The 21,279-nt window shown below is 60.6% G+C and carries 18 protein-coding genes; 11 read left to right on the forward strand and 7 right to left on the reverse strand.

Features of this window, described 5'->3' with window-relative positions; genetic code table 11:
• Positions 1–114: 114 nt before the first annotated feature.
• Both ACZZ0B_RS27735 and ACZZ0B_RS27740 read left to right on the forward strand, forming a co-directional pair.
• Entirely contained in the window at positions 115–2,013 is a 1,899-nt protein-coding gene (locus ACZZ0B_RS27735) for an FTR1 family protein (RefSeq protein WP_463546719.1), read from the forward strand.
• A gap of 108 nt (positions 2,014–2,121) precedes the next feature.
• Positions 2,122–2,577, forward strand: a complete 456-nt coding sequence (locus ACZZ0B_RS27740) for a YaiI/YqxD family protein (RefSeq protein WP_400651500.1) — start codon at positions 2,122–2,124, stop codon at positions 2,575–2,577.
• A 117-nt stretch (positions 2,578–2,694) separates the two neighbouring features.
• Here ACZZ0B_RS27740 and elbB read toward each other — a convergent pair whose 3' ends face one another.
• Positions 2,695–3,363: an isoprenoid biosynthesis glyoxalase ElbB gene (gene elbB / locus ACZZ0B_RS27745; protein ID WP_008084520.1), complete on the reverse strand. Its 669-nt coding sequence runs from the start codon at positions 3,361–3,363 to the stop codon at positions 2,695–2,697.
• Between the two features lie 115 nt (positions 3,364–3,478).
• Between elbB and ACZZ0B_RS27750 the strand changes: the two genes are divergently transcribed.
• A complete protein-coding gene (locus ACZZ0B_RS27750; RefSeq protein WP_463546720.1) occupies positions 3,479–4,714 on the forward strand; it encodes a sterol desaturase family protein in 1,236 nt (411 codons plus the stop codon).
• Here ACZZ0B_RS27750 and ACZZ0B_RS27755 read toward each other — a convergent pair.
• Positions 4,695–5,345, reverse strand: a complete 651-nt coding sequence (locus ACZZ0B_RS27755; protein ID WP_463546721.1) for a DedA family protein — start codon at positions 5,343–5,345, stop codon at positions 4,695–4,697. The genes ACZZ0B_RS27750 and ACZZ0B_RS27755 overlap by 20 nt on opposite strands.
• Positions 5,346–5,552: 207 nt before the next feature.
• On the opposite strand from ACZZ0B_RS27755, the gene hemB reads away from it, so the two are divergent.
• Positions 5,553–6,566, forward strand: coding sequence for a porphobilinogen synthase (gene hemB, locus ACZZ0B_RS27760; protein WP_463546722.1), 1,014 nt, complete (start codon positions 5,553–5,555; stop codon positions 6,564–6,566).
• 18 nt (positions 6,567–6,584) lie between these two features.
• Entirely contained in the window at positions 6,585–8,810 is a 2,226-nt protein-coding gene (ppk1, locus tag ACZZ0B_RS27765; RefSeq protein ID WP_159814363.1) for a polyphosphate kinase 1, read from the forward strand.
• 162 nt (positions 8,811–8,972) lie between these two features.
• Here the strand turns inward: ppk1 and ppx are convergent, their stop codons facing one another.
• From ppx to ACZZ0B_RS27790, 5 genes are all read right to left on the reverse strand, one after another.
• The gene (gene ppx, locus ACZZ0B_RS27770) at positions 8,973–10,475 is read right to left on the reverse strand and encodes an exopolyphosphatase (RefSeq protein WP_463546723.1); all 1,503 of its coding nucleotides are present in this window, start codon (positions 10,473–10,475) and stop codon (positions 8,973–8,975) included.
• Positions 10,476–10,710: 235 nt separating this feature from the next.
• Positions 10,711–11,448, reverse strand: a complete 738-nt coding sequence (locus ACZZ0B_RS27775; RefSeq protein ID WP_008081407.1) for an amino acid ABC transporter ATP-binding protein — start codon at positions 11,446–11,448, stop codon at positions 10,711–10,713.
• A complete protein-coding gene (locus tag ACZZ0B_RS27780; RefSeq protein WP_463546724.1) occupies positions 11,435–12,085 on the reverse strand; it encodes an amino acid ABC transporter permease in 651 nt (216 codons plus the stop codon). Before ACZZ0B_RS27780 ends, ACZZ0B_RS27775 begins: the two co-directional genes overlap by 14 nt.
• Positions 12,082–12,750 (reverse strand): amino acid ABC transporter permease, encoded by a 669-nt coding sequence (locus ACZZ0B_RS27785; RefSeq protein ID WP_440096677.1) that lies wholly within the window; start codon positions 12,748–12,750, stop codon positions 12,082–12,084. Before ACZZ0B_RS27785 ends, ACZZ0B_RS27780 begins: the two co-directional genes overlap by 4 nt.
• A 21-nt stretch (positions 12,751–12,771) precedes the next feature.
• The gene (locus tag ACZZ0B_RS27790; protein WP_463546725.1) at positions 12,772–13,557 is read right to left on the reverse strand and encodes a transporter substrate-binding domain-containing protein; all 786 of its coding nucleotides are present in this window, start codon (positions 13,555–13,557) and stop codon (positions 12,772–12,774) included.
• 256 nt (positions 13,558–13,813) lie between these two features.
• Between ACZZ0B_RS27790 and ACZZ0B_RS27795 the strand changes: the two genes are divergently transcribed.
• The 6 genes from ACZZ0B_RS27795 to ACZZ0B_RS27820 all read left to right on the forward strand — a co-directional run bounded on the left by ACZZ0B_RS27795 (position 13,814) and on the right by ACZZ0B_RS27820 (position 21,181).
• Positions 13,814–14,521 carry a FadR/GntR family transcriptional regulator gene (locus tag ACZZ0B_RS27795; protein ID WP_463546726.1) on the forward strand — a complete coding sequence of 236 codons (708 nt, stop codon included), beginning with the start codon at positions 13,814–13,816 and terminating at the stop codon, positions 14,519–14,521.
• A 120-nt stretch (positions 14,522–14,641) separates the two neighbouring features.
• Positions 14,642–14,971, forward strand: coding sequence for a thioredoxin TrxA (trxA, locus tag ACZZ0B_RS27800; protein WP_003206727.1), 330 nt, complete (start codon positions 14,642–14,644; stop codon positions 14,969–14,971).
• 250 nt (positions 14,972–15,221) lie between these two features.
• Positions 15,222–16,481 carry a transcription termination factor Rho gene (rho, locus tag ACZZ0B_RS27805; RefSeq protein ID WP_003229334.1) on the forward strand — a complete coding sequence of 420 codons (1,260 nt, stop codon included), beginning with the start codon at positions 15,222–15,224 and terminating at the stop codon, positions 16,479–16,481.
• 198 nt (positions 16,482–16,679) lie between these two features.
• A complete protein-coding gene (locus ACZZ0B_RS27810) occupies positions 16,680–18,677 on the forward strand; it encodes an acyltransferase family protein (RefSeq protein ID WP_463546727.1) in 1,998 nt (665 codons plus the stop codon).
• Positions 18,678–18,746: 69 nt separating this feature from the next.
• On the forward strand, positions 18,747–20,213 hold the full coding sequence (ubiD, locus tag ACZZ0B_RS27815) for a 4-hydroxy-3-polyprenylbenzoate decarboxylase (RefSeq protein WP_008081413.1): 1,467 nt from the start codon (positions 18,747–18,749) through the stop codon (positions 20,211–20,213).
• Positions 20,213–21,181 carry a CDP-6-deoxy-delta-3,4-glucoseen reductase gene (locus ACZZ0B_RS27820; RefSeq protein WP_158832141.1) on the forward strand — a complete coding sequence of 323 codons (969 nt, stop codon included), beginning with the start codon at positions 20,213–20,215 and terminating at the stop codon, positions 21,179–21,181. Before ubiD ends, ACZZ0B_RS27820 begins: the two co-directional genes overlap by 1 nt.
• Positions 21,182–21,279 lie beyond the last annotated feature (98 nt).

The following is a 21,279-nucleotide window of genomic DNA, read 5'->3' on the forward strand; positions in this document are numbered from 1 at the left end:
ATTTTTCAGGGACCAATGAGCATCGTGGTGTTCACCTTGGCAACGACAAAGCTTGAGGGATTCGTCGTCGGAGTGAACAATATGTAACTCCGTATTTCCCCTTGAGAACCTTTCATGACTGCCTCGTCCCGCTTTCTGGCCTGGCTGGTGTTTCCGCTGTGCGCCCTGAGCAGCTTCAATCTGCTGGCCGATACCGTGGAAGGCGCGCCGCAAGCGCTGCACCTGCTTGATTACATCAGCGCCGATTACCCGCCGACGGTCGAGGCGGGAAAAATTCTCGACGACGCCGAATACCGCGAGCAGCTGGAATTCACTCAGGCGTTGCAGAGCCTGATCAGCGCGCTGCCGGCCAAGCCGGAAAAAATCGCGCTGGAGCAGGGCGTCGAGGCGCTGCACAGCGCGATCACGGCGAAGCAGGACGGTGCGGACGTCGCCCGCCAGGCGCGGCAACTGGGGGCGAAACTGGCCGTGGCCTATGAAGTCAGCCAGGCACCGATCATCACCCCGGACCCGACACGTGGCGCGCCGCTGTATGCGCAAAACTGCTCGGTGTGTCACGGCGACAGCGGCGCCGGTGACGGCCCGGCGGCGCTCGGCATGACGCCCGCGCCGGCCAACCTGCGTGACGCTGCGCGGATGGATCACCTGAGCCTGTATGCGATCTACAGCACCCTCGGTCAAGGCGTCGAAGGCACCGACATGCCGGCGTTCGCCGATCAGCTCGACGATCGCCAGCGCTGGGATCTGGCGACGTACATCGCCGGGTTCAGTGCCGATGCAACGGCCGCCAACTCCGAGAAAACCTACAACATCGCCGATCTGGCGCGTCAGACCCCGGCCGAAGTGCAAGGCGCCGAGGGCGCGCCAGCGGCGGCGACGTTCCGCGCGCAGCGTGCCCAGCCACCCCAGGTCAAGCGCGGCCCGGCGCAGTTGCTCGACTACACCGCGGCGACGCTGGACAAGAGTCTGGCGGCGTACCGTGCCGGTGAGCACGATCAGGCCTATGACCTGTCGGTAGCGGCGTATCTGGAAGGTTTCGAACTGGTTGAAAGTTCGCTGGATAACGTCGACGCCAACGTGCGCAAAGACACCGAAAAATCGCTGATGGCTTACCGTCAGTCGTTGCAGGACGGCTTGCCGGTCGAACAGGCCGAGCAGCGTCTGGACGCGGCCAAGGCCAAGCTGAAGGAGTCCGCCGGCCTGCTCGGCAGCGATGGCTTGAGCTGGTCACTTAGCTACATCTCCGGTTTGCTGATTCTGCTGCGCGAAGGTCTGGAAGCGATTCTGGTATTGGCGGCGATTCTGGCGTTCCTGCGCAACACCGGCCAGCAATCGGCGGTGCGCAGCGTCAACGTCGGTTGGGGCTTGGCGTTGCTGGCGGGGCTGGGCACTTGGGCGCTGGCGGCGTATGTGATCGACGTCAGTGGTTCGCAACGGGAGTTGCTCGAGGGCGCGACGGCGTTGTTTGCCAGCGTCATGGTGTTGTGGCTGGGCGTGTGGATGCACGACCGTCGTCACGCGGCGGCCTGGCAGGATTACATCAAGAGCAGTCTGGTCGGCGGGGGCGGGCGTTTCGGTTTTGCGATCCTCGCGTTCTTCTCGGTGTATCGCGAGTTGTTCGAAGTGATCCTGTTCTACGAAACCCTGTGGTTGCAGGCAGGGCCAGCCGGGCATGACGCGGTGCTGGCAGGCGGGGCGACGGCGCTGGTGCTGCTGGTCGGTCTGGCGTGGGTGATCCTGCGCGGTTCGGCGAAATTGCCGCTGACGCTGTTCTTCAGCATCAACGCCGCGCTGCTCTGTGCGTTGTCGGTGGTGTTTGCCGGGCATGGTGTGAAGGCGTTGCAGGAAGCCGGGATCTTCGGCACGCGGCCGGTGGCGTTCTTTGAGTTTGACTGGCTGGGGATTCATGCCGATGCGTATTCGCTGACGGCGCAGGCGGTGGCGATTCTGGCGATTGTAGTGTTGTATGGGCGTAGTTGGGTGGCTGAAAAGCGGCGGGTTTCGGCGGCTTGATTGGGTGATCCCTTAAAAGATCGCAGCCTTCGGCAGCTCCTACATAGGTTCGTGTATACCTGTAGGAGCTGCCGCAGGCTGCGATCTTTTGCTTTTGAGAGGTAAAAAATGCGTGTATGGATCGATGCCGACGCTTGCCCACGGGCGGCGAAGGATCTGGTGGTGAAGTTCGCCCTCAAGCGCCAGTACGAAGTGGTGCTGGTGGCCGGGCAGCCGCAGATCAAGCCTGGGCTGGCCATCGTCAAATTGATCGTGGTACCGAGCGGGCCGGATGCGGCGGACGATTATCTGGTTGAGCACGCGGTGCCGGGGGAGCTGGTGATTTGCAGCGATATCCCGCTGGCCGATCGTCTGGTGAAGAAGGGCGTTGCGGCGCTGGATCCGCGCGGCAAGGAGTTCGATGCGCAGAACATGGGCGAGCGGCTGGCGGTGCGCAACCTGTTCACCGATCTGCGTGAACAGGGCCAGATGAGCGGCGGCCCGGCGCCATTTGGCGATCGCGAGAAGCAGGCGTTTGCCAATGCGCTGGACCGGATTCTCACCCGCCTGACCCGCAACACCTGAGCCCAACACAAATCCCTTGTAGGAGTGAGCCTGCTCGCGATAGCGGTCGATCATTCAACAGATATGTTGCCTGACACACCGCCATCGCGAGCAGGCTCACTCCTACAATAGACCGTGTCAGGCGTCGTTTTCGTGGGTCAGCTCTAATACTCGGTCGACCAGTTTGTTGATCCCCGAAGCAGCCTCGCTGATGTTCTGCGCCAGCATGTAAGCCGGGGTCGTCACCAGTTTGCGCGCCTTGTCCTCAATGATCTCGGTCACCGCGCAATCTTCGTGGGTGGCGCCCATCTTGTTCATCGCCGTCGCGGTGTCGGCGTCATTGCCGATGGTGCAGGTCACGCCCGGGCCGTAGATCTTCGCGGCCAGAGCCGGCGAAATGCACATCAATCCCACTGGTTTGCCCGCTTCGGCAAACGCCTCGGCCAAGGCCAGCACTTCAGGCTGCACGCTGCAGCCAGCGCCTTCCACAGCGAAGTTCGACAGATTCTTCGCCGCCCCAAAACCGCCGGGCACGATCAGCGCATCGAAGTCGTCGACGTCAGCCTCGCGGATGTCCTTGATGTTGCCTCGGGCAATCCGTGCCGACTCGACCAGCACGTTGCGCGTCTCGGGCATTTCTTCGCCGGTCAGGTGGTTGATCACATGCAACTGCGCGATGTTCGGGGCGAAGCACTGTACCTGCGCGCCGCGTTGGTCAAGGCGCAGCAGGGTGATGACGCTTTCATGGATCTCGGCGCCGTCGTACACGCCACTGCCGGACAGGATCACTGCAACTTTTTTGCTCATGGGTTTCTCTCCAGATTCATGGCGCTAAATGTCCACTAAATTGTCGCGCGTTGCCATAGGGTAAACGGGCGGCTACACCTAGGATCTGTTCATACGATTGCGAGCAGGGCGCGTCATGGACTTGATTCTGTATGCGGTGCCGTTTTTCCTCGTGTTGATTGCGCTCGAACTGGTCGCCGACCGCTGGCGCGGGGTGAGCAACTATCGCCTCGCCGATGCGCTGAACAGCATCAGTACCGGCGTGTTGTCGACCACCACCGGGTTGTTGACCAAGGGTGTCGGCCTGCTGACGTATGCCTTTGCCCTCGATCATCTGGCCTTGCTCAGGCTTCCGGCGGACCGCGTCTGGGTCTGGGTGTTTGCGTTCGTCCTCTACGACTTCTGCTACTACTGGCTGCACCGCATGGGCCATGAACGCAATATCCTCTGGGCCGCTCACTCGGTGCATCACCAGAGCGAGGAGTACAACCTCTCCACCGCGCTGCGCCAGACCAGTACCGGGTTTCTGCTCGGCTGGATTTTCTACCTGCCGATGGCCGTGCTCGGCGTGCCGTTGCTGGTGTTCGTCAGCGTCGCGGCGCTGAACCTGCTCTATCAATTCTGGGTCCACACCCGACACATTCCCAAGCTCGGCTGGTTCGAGTGGTTCTTCGTTACGCCGTCCAATCATCGGGCTCACCATGCACAGAACGCTCTCTACATGGATCGCAACTACGGCGGGGTGTTCATTTTTTGGGATCGTCTGTTCGGCTCGTTTCAGGAAGAGGAGGACAACGAACCGGTGATTTTCGGCGTGACCACGCCGCTGGCGAGCTGGAATCCGCTGTGGGCCAACCTGCAGTTTTATGCGCAATTGTGGGATGACGCGCGGCGGGCCGAGCGCAACTGGGACAAGCTGCGGATCTGGTTCATGCGCACCGGTTGGCGCCCGGCGGACGTCGCGGCGAAGTACCCGATGAGCAAGCCGGATCTGGCCCGCTTCCGTAAATTCGAAGTGCCGCTTGAGCGTCGTCAGCAGTTTTACGTGGCGCTGCAGTTTTGCCTTTACATCGCGCTGGGCAGTTATCTGATGAATCTGGAACGCAGCCTGCCGACCGCTGCGCTGTTGCTGGGCTGGGGCGCGGTGACGTTCGGGGTGTTTGCGTTGGGCGTGAGCCTGGAGAATCGCCCGTGGGCGCTGAAGGTCGAGCTGTTGCGGCTGGGGTTGAATGTGCCGCTGGTGTGGCTGGCGCCGCTGGTTGGATTGTGGCCAGCCAGCCCGATGATCTGGGCTGGCTTGCTCGGGTACAGCCTGCTCAGCGGCATCGGGCTGTACAGCTGCCGTCAGCGCGTTACTCGACTGGCGGTTTAGGGTCGGCGGACTTGGCTGGTTCGGCGAGCTGGAGTTGTACAGCTTTGGCAGCTTGCTCGTCCTCGTAGATCTTCTTCGCCAGGCGCGCATTCTTGAAGCGGCGACGCAGCCACAGGCCAACACCGAGTACCAGCAGCGCACCCAGCACCCACAGCTCGTACTTCTTGATGCTGCCGAGCATGCCTTCCAGCACCGCGCCGAAGTGGTAAGCCGCAGCCGCCAGCGCCGTCGCCCAGATCGCTGCGCCGATGCCGTTGAGCAGCAGGTAACGTCCCGGCGGATAGCCCGACAGGCCGATCGCCACCGGCATCACCGTGCGCAAGCCATAAACGAAGCGGAAGCTCAGCACCCAGATGTCCGGATGTTTGCGAATGTGCTCCAGCGCGCGGTCGCCCATCATCTGCCAGCGCGGTTTGCGCGCGAGTAATTTGCGCCCGTGCTTGCGGCCGAGGAAGTACCACAGCTGATCGCCGGCATAGCTGCCGAAGAACGCCACGACCACCACCACGTTGATGTCCATGTATCCACGAAACGCGAGGAAGCCCGCGAGCACCAGAATGGTTTCGCCTTCGAAGAACGTGCCGAGGAACAAGGCAAAGTAGCCAAAGTCATGCAGAAATTGTTGGAGCATTGTCTGGGTGCTGGCGAAATGAACGCGCAGCCTAACCCTTCGGACACATTCATGAAAGTGTCGAAATGTGTCTCGACGTGAACAATTCCTACACTGAGAATGGAATGCGGCTACGTGACACAGGTCTCACACAACTGTCATCTGTTGGTCATAATGGCCGTCTATAACTGTCACGCTCGCCCGTTTGCGCGGGCTCAGGAGTCCGCCGTGAGCTTTACCCCCGCCAACCGTCTGTTCCCTGCCACGCGCCTGCGCCGCAATCGCCGCGACGATTTTTCGCGTCGGCTGGTGCGGGAAAATGTGCTGACGGTGGATGATCTGATCTTGCCGGTGTTCGTGCTCGACGGTGAGAACCGCCGCGAAGCCGTGGCCTCGATGCCCGGTGTAGAACGCCTGAGCATCGACCTGCTGCTCGAAGAAGCCGCCAAGTGGGTCGACCTGGGGATTCCAGCGCTGGCGCTGTTCCCGGTTACACCTCCTGAATTGAAATCCCTCGACGCCGCTGAAGCGTGGAACCCTGAAGGCATCGCCCAGCGCGCCACTCGCGCCTTGCGTGAGCGCTTCCCGGAACTCGGCGTGATCACCGACGTTGCGCTTGATCCGTTCACCACCCACGGTCAGGACGGCATTCTCGACGAAGAAGGCTACGTCCAGAACGACATCACCGTCGACGCACTGGTGCGCCAGGCGCTGTCCCACGCCGAAGCCGGCGCGCAGGTTGTCGCACCGTCGGACATGATGGACGGTCGCATTCAGGCGATCCGCGAAGCGCTGGAAATCGCCGGCCACGTCAATGTGCGGATCATGGCTTACTCGGCCAAGTACGCCAGCGCCTATTACGGCCCGTTCCGCGATGCCGTGGGTTCAGCTTCGAACCTCGGCAAGGCCAACAAAGCCTCTTATCAGATGGACCCGGCCAACAGCGACGAAGCGCTGCACGAAGTCGGTGCGGACTTGTCTGAAGGCGCGGACATGGTCATGGTCAAACCGGGCATGCCGTATCTGGACATTCTTTTCCGGGTAAAAGATGCCTTCAAAGTGCCGACCTTCGTCTATCAGGTTAGTGGCGAATACGCCATGCACATGGCGGCGATCCAGAATGGCTGGTTGAGCGAGGCGGTGATTCTCGAATCACTGACCGCCTTTAAACGTGCCGGTGCTGATGGCATCCTGACTTACTTTGCTGTCCGTGCCGCTCAATTGTTACGAGAGCAGAAATAGCCCTCCCAGGAACATTCAATGAATACCGAAGGACTCACTGAAGTTGCAGTAAAAGAAGCTCAGCCGGTGGTGGAGCAGATCACCGAGACCCCGCCGGAACTGGAGCCAGCGCCGCCCGCGCCGGTGGCCGAAACCGCTGTGGCGGTGCCGGCGATTGCCATTCCGGGCCTGGATGACAGCAGCCTGTACATCCACCGCGAGCTCTCGCAATTGCAGTTCAACATCCGCGTGCTGGAACAGGCGCTGGACGAGTCCTATCCGTTGCTGGAACGTTTGAAGTTCCTGCTGATCTTCTCCAGCAACCTCGATGAATTCTTTGAAATCCGCGTCGCCGGCCTGAAGAAGCAAATCACCTTCGCCCGTGAACAGGCCGGTGCCGACGGTCTGCAACCGCATCAAGCACTGGCGCGGATCAGCGAGCTGGTCCACGGCCATGTTGATCGTCAGTACGCGATCCTCAACGACATCCTGTTGCCGGAGCTGGAAAAGCATCAGGTGCGCTTCATCCGTCGCCGCAACTGGACGGTCAAGCTCAAGACCTGGGTGCGCCGCTACTTCCGCGACGAGATCGCGCCGATCATCACCCCGATCGGCCTCGACCCGACGCACCCGTTCCCGTTGCTGGTGAACAAGAGCCTCAACTTCATCGTCGAGCTGGAAGGCATCGACGCCTTTGGTCGCGACTCCGGTCTGGCGATCATCCCGGCACCGCGTTTGCTGCCGCGGATCATCAAGGTGCCGGAAGAAGTCGGCGGCCCGGGCGACAACTATGTGTTCCTGTCGTCGATGATCCACGCCCACGCCGATGACCTGTTCCAGGGCATGAAGGTGAAGGGCTGCTACCAGTTCCGTCTGACCCGAAACGCTGACCTGGCGCTCGACTCCGAAGACGTAGAAGACTTGGCCCGCGCGCTGCGTGGCGAGTTGTTCTCGCGTCGCTACGGCGATGCGGTACGTCTGGAAGTCGCTGACACCTGCCCGAAACACCTGTCGGATTACCTGCTCAAGCAGTTCAACCTGAGCGAGAGCGAGCTGTATCAGGTCAACGGCCCGGTCAACCTGACGCGGTTGTTCAGCATCACCGGTCTGGACAGTCATCCAGAGCTGCAATACACGCCGTTCACCCCGCAGATCCCGAAACTGCTGCAGAACAGCGAAAACATTTTCAGCGTGGTCAGCAAGCAGGACATCCTCTTGCTGCACCCGTTCGAGTCGTTCACCCCGGTGGTCGACCTGCTGCGCCAGGCCGCGAAAGATCCGCACGTACTTGCGGTGCGTCAGACCCTTTACCGCTCCGGTGCCAACTCCGAGATCGTCGATGCGCTGGTCGATGCCGCGCGGAACGGCAAGGAAGTCACGGCGGTCATCGAGTTGCGTGCGCGCTTCGACGAAGAATCCAACCTGCAACTGGCCAGCCGTCTGCAAGCGGCCGGTGCGGTGGTGATCTACGGCGTGGTCGGCTTCAAGACCCACGCCAAGATGATGCTGATCCTGCGTCGTGAGGCCGGCGAAATTGTGCGTTACGCGCACCTCGGCACCGGCAACTACCACGCCGGCAACGCCAAGCTGTACACCGACTACAGCCTGCTGACTTCCGACGATGCCTTATGTGAAGACGTCGGCAAACTGTTCAGCCAGTTGATCGGCATGGGTAAAACCCTGCGCATGAAGAAGCTGCTGCATGCGCCGTTCACGCTGAAGAAGGGCATGCTCGACATGATTGCCCGCGAGACCCAGTTCGCCGTCGAAGGCAAACCGGCGCACATCATCGCCAAGTTCAACTCGCTGACCGATCCGAAGATCATCCGCGCGCTGTACAAGGCCAGCCAGTCCGGCGTGCGCATCGATTTGGTGGTGCGCGGCATGTGCTGCCTGCGTCCAGGGATTGCCGGGGTTTCGCACAACATCCATGTGCGCTCGATCATCGGCCGCTTCCTTGAGCACACCCGAGTGTTCTACTTCCTCAACGGCGGCGACGAGCAGATGTTCCTCTCCAGCGCCGACTGGATGGAGCGCAACCTCGACAAACGCGTCGAGACTTGCTTCCCGGTCGAAGGCAAGAAGCTGCTGACCCGAGTGAAAAAAGAGCTGGAGCTGTACCTGACCGACAATACCCACAGCTGGAGCTTGCAGTCGGATGGCCGGTACATCCGCAACACGCCGACCGGCAACCAGAACCCGCGCAGCGCGCAGGCAACGTTGCTGGAACGACTGGGCAGCCCGATCTTGCCGGTGAGTAGCTGACTTTCAGCCGAATAAAAAAGGCGATCCCACGGGATCGCCTTTTTTGTACCCAAAATCCCTGTAGGAGCTGTCGAGTGAAACGAGGCTGCGATCTTTTGATTTTAAAAACAAGATCAAAAGATCGCAGCCTGCGGCAGCTCCTACAAGGGGATTTGCGGTGTGTCAGTGGACGGTGAGGACGATGCCAACCCGCGTCAGCCAATCGGCTTCGAGGCCAAAGTCTGCCTGGGTCAGCTGATTTTCATCCAGCCAGTTCTCCGGGAATTCCACATCCAGGGTGTTGCCCTTGGCGTGCAATACCACCTGCGGCATGGTCTGGGTGCCACGAATATGGTGGAACAGGATCGCAAAGCGCAGCAGCACGCACAGGCGGATCAGCTTGTCGCCGTCGTCGCCGAAGTCGGCGAACTTGTCCTTGGGAATATTGCGGCGATGGCCCCGCACCAATAGGGCGAGCATCTGCTGGTCTTCGCGGGAGAAGCCGGCGAGGTCAGAGTGCTCGATCAGGTAGGCACCGTGTTTGTGGTAGTGATAGTGAGCGATATCGAGGCCGACTTCGTGCACTTTCGCCGCCCAGCCAAGGAGTTCGCGCCAGATGCCGTCGTCCAGCTCCCAGTCCACCGCGACCTGATCGAACGCGTGCAAGGCTTTGCGCTCAACCCGCGCCGCTTGTTGCAGATCAACGTGATAACGCTCCATCAACGAGGTCAGGGTGCGCTCGCGCACGTCTTCGTGATGATGGCGGCCGAGCAGGTCATAGAGCACGCCTTCACGCAGTGCGCCGTCGCAGTGATCCATGCGTTGCAGTTCGAGGGCATCGAAAATCGCTTCGAGAATCGCCAGACCCGCCGGGAAAATGGTCCGGCGATCAGGCTTGATGCCTTCAAAATCGATCTTGTCGACGTCGCCGAGCTTGAACAGCCGACGCTTGAGCCAGGCCAAACCTTCGGCGTTCACTTCGCCGGTGCCATGGCCGCCGGCCTTCAGTGCCAGGCCGATGGCGCGGATGGTGCCCGAGGAGCCGATGGCTTCATCCCAGGTCAGGCGGTGCAGGGCGTGTTCGATGCTCATGATCTCCAGCCGCGCCGCCGTGTACGCCTGGGCGTAGCGGGCCGGAGTGATCTTGCCGTCCTTGAAGTAGCGCTGGGTGAAGCTGACGCAGCCCATTTGCAGGCTTTCGCGCAGCAGCGGCTCGAAGCGCTGGCCGATGATGAATTCGGTACTGCCGCCGCCGATGTCGGCGACCAGGCGTTTGCCCGGAGTGTCGGCGAGGGTGTGCGACACGCCCAGGTAGATCAGGCGCGCCTCTTCACGGCCGGAGATGACTTCCACCGGATGGCCGAGGATTTCTTCGGCGCGGTGAATGAATTCGAGGCGGTTGCGCGCTTCACGCAGGGCGTTGGTGCCGACGATGCGCACGGCGCCCAGTGGCATACCGTTGATCAGTTGGGCAAAGCGCTTGAGGCAGTCGAGGCCGCGCTGCATCGATTCTTCGTTGAGCTTGCGCTCATCGTCGATGCCGGCCGCCAGTTGAACCTTCTCGCCGAGCCGCTCGAGAATGCGGATTTCGCCGTTCTGGGCCTTGGCCACGACCATGTGAAAGCTGTTGGAGCCCAGGTCGATTGCGGCGATCAGGGACAGATTCTTGGCTTGGGATTGCGGCATGGTCAGGGGGTCTCGGTCGATAACCTCGACATCGTGCCACGATCAAACGCTGGCGCCAACGCGCACGGTTCAAACCCTTGATCTGACACAGGAGTTTGGGTGACCGCTGCGCGGTCAATCGCGGGCAAGCCCGCTCCCACAGGTTTTTGCGTCGAATTCACAATCCTGTTCCTACATAGAACCCTGTGGGAGCGGGCTTGCCCGCGATGAGGCCTTAAAAGCCCCTGCATCTCTTTCAGGCCACCGCTTCAACCGTACCAATGAAATTCGCCAGCTCCGCCGTTTGCGGATTGGCAAACAGAACCTTTGGATCGCCCACCTCATGCACCTTGCCATGGTGCATGAACACCAGTTTGTCGCCGACCTCGCGGGCAAAACGCATTTCATGGGTGACCATGATCAGCGTCATGCCTTCCTTGGCCAACTGCCGCACGACGCTGAGCACTTCGTTGACCAGTTCCGGGTCAAGCGCCGAGGTGATCTCGTCGCAGAGCAAAACCTTCGGCGACATCGCCAACGCCCGAGCAATCGCCACGCGCTGCTGCTGACCACCGGACAACCGATCCGGGAAGGCGTCGAACTTTTCCCCAAGGCCAACCCGCTCAAGCATCTCGCGCGCCAGTTCCGCCGCCTTGGCTTTCGGCACTTTCTGCACCACTTGCGGCGCGAGCATCACGTTTTCACCGACGGTCAGGTGCGGGAACAGGTTGAATTGCTGAAAGACCATGCCGACCTTCTGCCGCAAGCTGCGCAAATCAGCGCGCGCAGCATCGAGGTATTCGCCATCGACTTCGATCACGCCATCGTTGATCGATTCCAGACCATTAAGCGTGCGCAACAGGGTGGATTTGCCCGAGCCGCTGCGGCCGATGATCGCCACCACCTGGCCTTCCTCGACGCTGAGGTCGATGCCTTTGAGCACGTGGTGATCGCCGTAGTATTTATGCAGGGCGGAAATTCTAAGCAGAGGCATGCAGTCTCCTTTCCAGGTAGCGCGCACTGAGGGACAAGGGGTAGCAGAGCAGGAAATAGCCGAGGGCGACGAGGCCGTAGACCATGAACGGTTCAAACGTGGCGTTGGCGAGCATGCCGCCGGTTTTGGTCAGCTCGGTGAAGCCGATGATCGAGGTCACTGCGGTGCCTTTGACCACTTGCACCGAGAAACCCACGGTTGGCGCCACGGCAATGCGCAGCGCTTGCGGCAGGATCACGTAGCGCAGTTGCTCCAGCGGATTGAGCGCCAGACTCGCCGAAGCTTCCCACTGACCATGCGCGATCGACTCGACGCAACCGCGCCAGATCTCCGCCAGATAGGCACTGGTGAACAAGGTCAGGGCAATTGCTGCAGCCATCCACGGCGAGATTTCAATCCCGGCCAGCGCCACGCCGAAGAACACCAGAAACAGCTGCATCAACAATGGCGTGCCTTGGAACAACTCGATCCAGGTGCGGGCGATGCTGCTCGACACAGGGTTTTTCGAAATGCGCATGATCAGGATCAGCAGCCCGACGATCCCGCCACCGATAAACGCCACCAGCGACAACGCCAGCGTCCATTGCAGGCCGATGAGCAGGTTGCGCAGGATGTCCCAGAAGGTGAAATCGCTCATGCGTGGCTCCTGCTTATGTAGCGGCGACCGATCCAGTTGAGTAACTGGCGAATCAGCAGCGCCATGCACAGGTAGATCAGCGTGGTCAGCGCGTAGGTTTCAAAAGCGCGGAAGTTGCGCGACTGAATGAAGTTGGCGGCGAAGCTCAGCTCCTCGGTGGCGATCTGCGAACACACCGCCGAGCCGAGCATGACAATGATGATCTGGCTGCTCAGCGCCGGCCAGACCTTGCCCAGCGCTGGCAACAGCACCACGTGGCGGAACGCTTCGAAACGCGTCATCGCCAGCGCCGCGGCGGCTTCCAGCTGCCCGCGCGGGATCGCCTGAATGCCCGCGCGGATGATTTCCGTGGAATACGCGCCGAGGTTGATCACCATCGCCAACACCGCTGCCTGCCACTCGGAAATCTGCACGCCCAGCGACGGCAGCCCGAAGAAGATAAAGAACAACTGCACCAGAAACGGCGTGTTGCGGATCAACTCGACGTAGACGCCGAAAATTGCCGAGAACGGGCGGATGTTCCACGCCCGCACCAGCGCCCCGACAATCCCGACGCCCACCCCAAGCAACGCGCCGATGGCCGTCAGCTCAAGGGTAAACAGCGCGCCGCGCAGCAACAGGTCGGTGTTTTGCACCACCGGCATGAAATCGAACTGATAAGCCATGAAGGTCTCCCGCGCAGTCGATCAGAGATCGGCCGGCAGCGGCTCTTTCAGCCAGGTCTGCGAATTCTTTTCCAGCGCGCCGTCAGCCTTGGCGGTGGTCAGGATGTCGTTGACCTTGGCCAGCAGCGCCGCTTCGTTCTTGTTCACGCCAACGTAGACCGGCGAATCCTTGAGCTTCACTTTCAGCGCCGGCACGCGTTTCGGGTTCTTCTCACTGATCGCGACCATGACCACGTTGCCGCTGGCGATCAGGTCGACTTGCCCGGCGAGGTAGGCGGCAATGGTCGAGTTGTTGTCTTCGAAGCGTTTGATGGTCACGCCTTCAGGGGCGACCTTGGTCAGCTCGATGTCTTCGATGGCGCCACGGGTGACGCTGATGGTTTTGCCTTTGAGGTCGTCGAGGTTGTTGATGGCGGCATCTGGCGGGCCGAACACCGCGAGGTAGAAGGGTGCGTAGGCGCGGGAGAAGTCGATGACTTTCTCGCGCTCGGGGTTTTTGCCGAGGCTGGAAATCACCAGATCGACTTTTCCGGTGGTCAGGAACGGGATGCGGTTGGTGCTGTTGACCGGAGTCAGTTCGAGTTTGACCTTGAGCTGGTCGGCCAGCAGTTTCGCTGTGTCGATGTCCAGGCCGCGAGGTTTCATGTCCGGGCCGACCGAGCCGAACGGCGGGAAGTCCTGCGGCACGGCGACTTTCAGCGTGCCGCGTTTGACCACGTCGTCGAGACCGTCGGCGTGAGCGGGTACCTGGCTGAGCAGCAGGCTGGAAAACAGAACGGCGAGGAGGGCGCTGTAACGCTTGGTCATGGACAATCTCCGGATCGGCGAGAAGTGATTTCTGCCTTCGGACAGAGCATGCGCCGTGCCAATACATGGGTTTCGTCTCGGCAGACCGCGGTTTCAGCGGCTTTGTTCGGTCTTACTGGTCTGAACAGTCAGGTTGTTTTTCGCACTGCGATAGCGCATCAGGCTCGATCACCGAACCCCGCTGGGGCACGACTTGCCGGACTCGGCGAATAGCTTTACAACTAGCCGCACATTGGCCTGACGCGTCTGAAAAACCATGAATTCGATTTCCCGTGCGGTACCCGAAGTGGCGCTGCAAGCGATCCGCAAACTGATCACCGAACAGGGTTTCGGCGCCGGCGATGCCTTGCCGTCGCAACGGGATCTGGCGTTGCAACTGGGCGTGAGCCGGGCGTCGTTGCGCGAGGCATTGTCGTCGCTGAGCGCGTTGGGCGTGGTCAGCATTCAACCGGGTAAAGGCGTTTTCGTGCAGGCACCGGTGGAGTTGTCGCGTGGCGATACCGCGCCGGGCTGGTCATTCGCCGCGCAGGCATCGCCGCTGGATATCTTTCAACTGCGCTATGCACTGGAAGGTTTTGCCGCAGGTCTCGCGGCAGTGACGTTGAGCACGGTTGATCTGGATGCGCTGGAAGACAACGTCGCGGCAATGCGCGAGCAACTGAAGGCCGGCGAATTTGAAGCCGCGGCGAAACTCGACTTTGAATTTCACCGGCGCATCCTCCTGGCCAGCGGCAATCAGGCGATGCTGAGCATCCTCACCGCCAGTGCCGAGATGTTTCTTGAGAGCCAGAAGTTACCGTTCATCCGTGCCGAACGCGCCATGGAAACCTGGCAGGAACATCGTAAGATCCTCCGCGCCCTCGCTCGCCGGGCCTCCGCTGCCGCGCAAAAAGCCATGCAGGAGCACGTACGCAACGCGGCCCTGCGTACTGGAATTTCCTTCATCGCCCCCGCTACCGCTTGACTTGAGCTATACCCAAACTCATGGGGCACCATAGCAAGACTCAATCATCTGCGGCTTCCTGAACAGGGGAAGGGCGGCTATGATGGGCCACGTTTTTTTGCTTACAACCTGGAGAATTCCATGAGCAGCGATCTTATCAAACACGTTAGCGACGCTAGCTTCGAAGCCGACGTACTCAAGGCCGAAGGCGCTGTCCTGGTCGATTACTGGGCTGAATGGTGCGGTCCTTGCAAAATGATCGCTCCGGTTCTGGACGAGATTGCCGAGACTTACAAAGGCAAGCTGACCGTTGCCAAACTGAACATCGACGAAAATCAGGAAACCCCGGCCAAGCATGGCGTGCGTGGTATCCCGACGCTGATGCTGTTCAAGAACGGCAACGTTGAAGCGACCAAAGTCGGCGCCCTGTCGAAGTCGCAACTGGCGGCTTTCCTCGACGCCAACATCTAAGCGTCGCTGCAAAGTGCCTGAAAAAAAGCCCCGCAAAATAGCGGGGCTTTTTGCGTATTCAGGGCTAGACGCTCCGAAACTCAGGTGGTACATTCGGCCCCGCACTGGTTTCTCCATTGCCCCCTGCTAGCCGTCGCCGACGCACTCCTTTTCGAATTAGTTCGCGATCCTGTCGCCTTCTCCGCGGCGCGGCCTCATTAAGCCAAAAGCTTAATTTCCCCCCCTCCATAAATGATTACGTCATTCCTATATGAATCTGACTGAACTCAAGCAAAAGCCGATTACCGAACTGCTCGAATTGGCCGAACAGATGGGCATAGAAAATATGGCCCGTTCGCGCAAGCAGGACGTGATTTTCTCCCTGCTGAAAAAGCACGCGAAAAGCGGCGAGGAAATCTCCGGTGATGGCGTGCTGGAGATTCTCCAGGACGGCTTCGGCTTCCTGCGCTCCGCTGACGCTTCCTACCTGGCCGGCCCGGACGATATCTACGTCTCGCCAAGCCAGATCCGCCGCTTCAACTTGCGCACCGGTGACACCATCGTTGGCAAGATCCGCCCTCCGAAGGAAGGCGAGCGGTATTTCGCACTGCTCAAGGTCGACACGATCAACTTCGATCGTCCCGAGAACGCGAAAAACAAGATTCTCTTCGAGAACCTGACCCCGCTGTTCCCGACCGTGCGCATGAAGATGGAAGCCGGCAACGGTTCCACCGAAGACTTGACCGGTCGTGTGATCGACCTGTGCGCCCCGATCGGCAAAGGCCAGCGTGGTCTGATCGTGGCACCGCCGAAAGCCGGTAAAACGATCATGCTGCAGAACATCGCGGCAAACATCGCCCGTAACAACCCTGAAGTTCACCTGATCGTGCTGCTGATCGACGAGCGTCCGGAAGAAGTAACCGAAATGCAGCGCACCGTGCGCGGCGAAGTGGTTGCCTCGACCTTCGACGAGCCGCCGACCCGTCACGTACAGGTTGCCGAAATGGTGATCGAAAAGGCCAAGCGCCTGGTCGAACACAAAAAAGACGTGGTGATCCTGCTCGACTCCATCACCCGTCTGGCCCGTGCCTACAACACCGTGATCCCGAGCTCCGGCAAGGTATTGACCGGTGGTGTCGATGCCCACGCCCTGGAGAAGCCAAAGCGTTTCTTCGGTGCTGCGCGTAACATCGAAGAAGGCGGCTCGCTGACCATTATCGCCACCGCGCTGGTTGAAACCGGCTCGAAGATGGACGAAGTGATCTACGAAGAGTTCAAGGGTACCGGCAACATGGAACTGCCTCTGGATCGCAAGATCGCCGAGAAGCGCGTGTTCCCTGCGATCAACATCAACCGCTCCGGCACCCGCCGCGAAGAGTTGCTGACCGCCGACGACGAACTGCAGCGCATGTGGATTCTGCGCAAGCTGCTGCACCCGATGGACGAAGTCGCCGCGATCGAGTTCCTGGTCGACAAGCTGAAAACGACCAAGACCAACGACGAGTTCTTCCTGTCGATGAAGCGCAAGTAACATCGCGGTGTGAACCGACAAAAATGGCGTCCCTCGCGGGGCGCCATTTTTTTGCCTGTTTTTTGCTCGAACGATGGGACGTTGGCGATCTGCTAAGGTCTGTCCCTTGCAAGAATGAGCCGCAACGTACGTGACCGTTTCCGCACAAGAGAATCAGGCTGTACAAATAATAACCAACTGATTGGCATTAAAGATTTTATGAGCACACTCGCTTATCGAAGGGATATCGACGGCTTGCGGGCAGTCGCGGTCATCGCCGTGGTGCTGTTCCATTTTGGCGTCCCGGGGTTTACCGGCGGATTTGTCGGGGTCGACGTGTTCTTCGTCATCTCCGGCTACCTGATCACTTCGATCATCTGGAACCAGCGGCAAGCCGGGCGTTTCAGCTTCGTCGAATTCTGGGCGCGCCGTGCGCGGCGGATTCTGCCGGCGCTGTTCGCGATGATCATTGCGGTGCTGGCGGTGGGCTGGTTCCTGCTGGCGCCCAAGGATTACGAAGAGCTGGGGCGCTCGGTGCGTTATCAGGTGCTGTTCGTCTCAAACATTCTGTTCATGCGTCAGGACGGCTATTTCGACGTCGCCTCTGACCTCAAGCCGATGTTGCACACCTGGTCGCTGGCGGTTGAAGAGCAGTACTACATCCTCTTCCCGCTGCTGCTTGCGGTGCTGTCGAGTCGCCTCAAGCACTGGCGACTGGCGCTGTTCGCGATTCTGCTGGTGTCCTTCGGTCTGAGCGTGTGGGCGGTCAGTCACCACCCGGAAAAAGCCTTCTTTCTGCTGCCAATGCGCGCCTGGGAACTGCTCGCCGGGGCGATGCTGGCGGTCGCGCCGAAGCATGCCTGGCGCTTGAAGCCGATGGCGGCGCAACTGTTGAGCCTGCTCGGCATGGGCCTGATCCTGCTGGCGGTATTCGGCTACAGCAAAGCCACGCCATTCCCCGGTGCGGCGGCGCTGCTGCCGGTGCTCGGTGTGGTGCTACTGATTTTCGCCAACGGTCACCGCGAGACTGTTGTTGGTCAATTGTTGAGCAGTAAGGTGATGGTCGGTTTTGGCCTGATCTCTTATTCCTGGTACCTGTGGCATTGGCCGGTGTTCGTGTTTTCCAGCTATGCCAGCGTCGAGGAAATCAGCGCGCTCGATAACGCCGGATTAATTCTGCTGACGCTGGTGCTGGGTTATCTGTCGTGGAAATTCATCGAAACGCCGTTCCGCGAGCGCCGTCTGCTCGCCGGTCGTCGGCCGATTCTGATCGCTGGCGCCCTGGGCGTGCTGGTGCTGGCGCTGGCCGGGCAAACCTTGCGCTGGACCGATGGCTTGCCGTGGCGTCTGTCCGATCAGGCGCTGCAATATGCCCGTGGCCACGATTGGCGGCCGGAGTTGATGGCGTGCCTGGCGGACGACAAGACGCCTGATGACAAACTGTTCTGTCATTACGGCGCGGCCGACGTGCCGGCGCAAGCGATGGTCTGGGGCGACAGTCATGCCACGGCGCTGATTCCGGTGTTCGATGACGGCGCGAAAGCCCATGACGTCAGCGTGATTCTGGCCAGTTCCCCTGGCTGCATTCCGGTGGAGGGTCTGGAACATGGCCCGGTATGTGCGCATTTCAACCGCCGGATCGAGCAGGCCCTGAAAGAGAAAACCGTCAGCGATGTGGTGCTGGTCGCGCGCTGGAGCCTGTATCTCTACGGCGATGCCAATGGCGACTTGGGTCACGTGCTGAGAACCCCCGACGGTCGTTACGATCGCGCCGCTGCCGAGCAACGTCTGGCCGCTGGCCTGCGCACGCGCGTTGCGCAACTGCGTGCCAGCGGCCATCGGGTCTGGCTGGTCAAGGAGGCGCCGTTGCAGGCCTTCAGCCCACCGTATCGCCTGACGCGACTGGCGATGCTCGATCGTTCGGTCGAGGGCGTTGGTCAGCAAGTTGCCGTACATCACGAGCGTCAGGTGTTTATCAGCCAGTTGTTCGCCGAGCTGGCCAAAGACCCGGCAGTGCGTGTGGTCGATCCGGCACCACGGCTGTGCGATGAGCGCGGTTTGTGTCACGCCGAACTCGACGGCTACTCGCTATACACCGATGACAATCACCTCTCGGAAGTCGGCGCGCGTCTGGTGGCACCGATCATGGAACCGCTGTTCATTAACCTGCAGCGCCGGGAAAACCTCGGCAAGGCCCGGACGAATGCAGCCAAGTAAGCAGCGACAGGCTGCCACAGGGCTGCATAGCAGGTAGGATGTACGCCTATTTTGAGGGTGCCATCGTCAATGAAATTCAAGGATCTTCGGGATTTCGTGCAGCAGCTTGAGCAGCGCGGAGAGTTGAAACGCATCCAGATTCCCGTCTCGCCGGTGCTGGAGATGACTGAGGTGTGTGACCGCACGCTGCGGGCCAAGGGCCCGGCGCTGCTGTTCGAAAAGCCCACAGGCTACGACATTCCGGTGCTCGGCAACCTGTTCGGCACGCCCGAGCGGGTGGCCATGGGCATGGGCGCCGAGTCGGTCAGCGAGCTGCGTGAAATCGGCAAGTTGCTGGCCTTCCTCAAGGAGCCGGAGCCACCGAAGGGCTTGAAAGACGCGTGGTCGAAGCTGCCGATCTTCCGCAAGATCATCTCGATGGCGCCAAAAGTCGTCAAAGACGCGGTGTGCCAGGAAGTGGTTATCGAAGGCGACGATGTCGACCTGGCGATGCTGCCCGTGCAGACCTGCTGGCCGGGCGATGTCGGCCCGCTGATCACCTGGGGCCTGACCGTCACCAAAGGCCCGAATAAAGAGCGCCAGAACCTCGGTATCTACCGTCAGCAAGTGATCGGCCGCAACAAGGTGATCATGCGCTGGCTCAGCCACCGTGGCGGTGCGCTCGACTTCCGCGAGTGGTGCGAGAAGCATCCGGGCCAGCCGTTCCCGGTGTCCGTGGCCCTCGGCGCGGATCCGGCAACTATCCTCGGCGCCGTGACACCAGTGCCGGACAGCCTCTCCGAGTACGCTTTCGCCGGTCTGCTACGCGGTAACCGCACCGAACTGGTCAAGTGCCGTGGCAACGACCTGCAAGTGCCGGCCACCGCCGAAATCATCCTTGAAGGCGTGATTCATCCGGGCGAGATGGCCGATGAAGGCCCGTATGGCGACCACACCGGTTACTACAACGAAGTCGACAGCTTCCCGGTGTTCACCGTCGAGCGCATCACCCACCGGATCAAACCGATCTACCACAGCACCTACACCGGCCGGCCGCCGGATGAGCCGGCGATCCTCGGTGTGGCGCTGAACGAAGTGTTCGTGCCGATCCTGCAGAAGCAGTTCCCGGAGATCACCGATTTCTACCTGCCGCCGGAAGGCTGCTCGTATCGCATGGCCATCGTGACCATGAAGAAGTCGTACCCGGGGCACGCCAAGCGCGTGATGCTCGGTGTCTGGTCGTTTTTGCGACAGTTCATGTACACCAAATTCGTTATCGTCACTGACGACGATATCAATGCCCGGGACTGGAATGATGTGATCTGGGCGATCACCACGCGCATGGACCCCAAGCGCGACACGGTGATGATCGATAACACGCCGATCGACTATCTCGATTTCGCCTCGCCGATCTCTGGCCTGGGTTCGAAGATGGGCCTCGATGCCACCCACAAGTGGCCGGGCGAAACCACTCGCGAGTGGGGCCGTGTGATTGTCAAGGACGACGCCGTTACCCAACGGATCGATGCCATCTGGAATCAATTAGGAATAGATTGATGCGTGTAACCCTGCAGCCCTCCGGAGCGGTGCTTGAGATACGGCCCGGTGAGCGAATTCTCGATGGTGCGCGGCGCCTGGGCTACGAATGCCCGCAAAGCTGCCGCAACGGCAATTGTCACGTGTGTGCGGCGCTGCTGGTGGAAGGGCGCGTCGCGCAGGATGGCAAGGTGCACGATCATGGCGAGTTCTACACTTGCATAGCCGAGCCGCTGGAAGACTGCATTCTGCTGTGGGATGGCGTGCTTGCATTGGGAGAACTGCCGGTGCGCAGCCTGTCGTGTCAGGTCATCGAATGCCGGGACGTCGGCGGCGACACCTGGCGCGTGCGTCTGCGTGCGCCGGCAGGCAAACCGCCGCGTTATCACGCCGGGCAGTACCTGATGATCGAGCGCGAGAACGGCGAGAAATCGGCGTTCTCCATGGCCTCGGCGCCGCATGGCGGGCGTGATCTGGAAATCCATGTGCTGGCGCGCGAAGCCAGTGCACTGAGCCTGATCGAACAGCTGCAACGCAATCCGATGGTGCGCGTCCAGCTGCCGTTCGGCGACACGCACCTGGCGGAACTGCCCGACGGGCCGCTGGTGCTGGTCGCTGCTGGCACCGGCATGGGCCAGATTCACGCGCTGATCGAGCACTGCCGCGCCAACGGCTTCAAACACCCGGTACATCTGTACTGGGGCGTGCGTCGTCCAGAAGATTTCTATGAAATCGAACATTGGGACGAATGGCTGAAGTTACCCAACCTGTTCCTGCACAAAGTCGTCAGCGATCAATGCGGTTGGGAAGGGCGCTGCGGCATGCTGCACGAAGCAGTCTGCGAAGACTTTCCCGATCTGAAACCGCTGCACGTCTACGCCAGCGGCTCACCGGCCATGGTCTACGGCACCCTCGACGCCTTGGTCGAAGCCGGGATGGACGCCCATCAAATGCGTGCCGACGTGTTCGCCTACGCGCCGCGCTCTTGAGCCGCGCTCTTGAGTCGTTATAACTCTCTATATAGCCGATCGGTATTTATGTAATTGCATAAATACCGCTAGGTTATATATCAATGAGGCAATCAATT

The organism is Pseudomonas sp. AC247, from assembly GCF_979258015.1.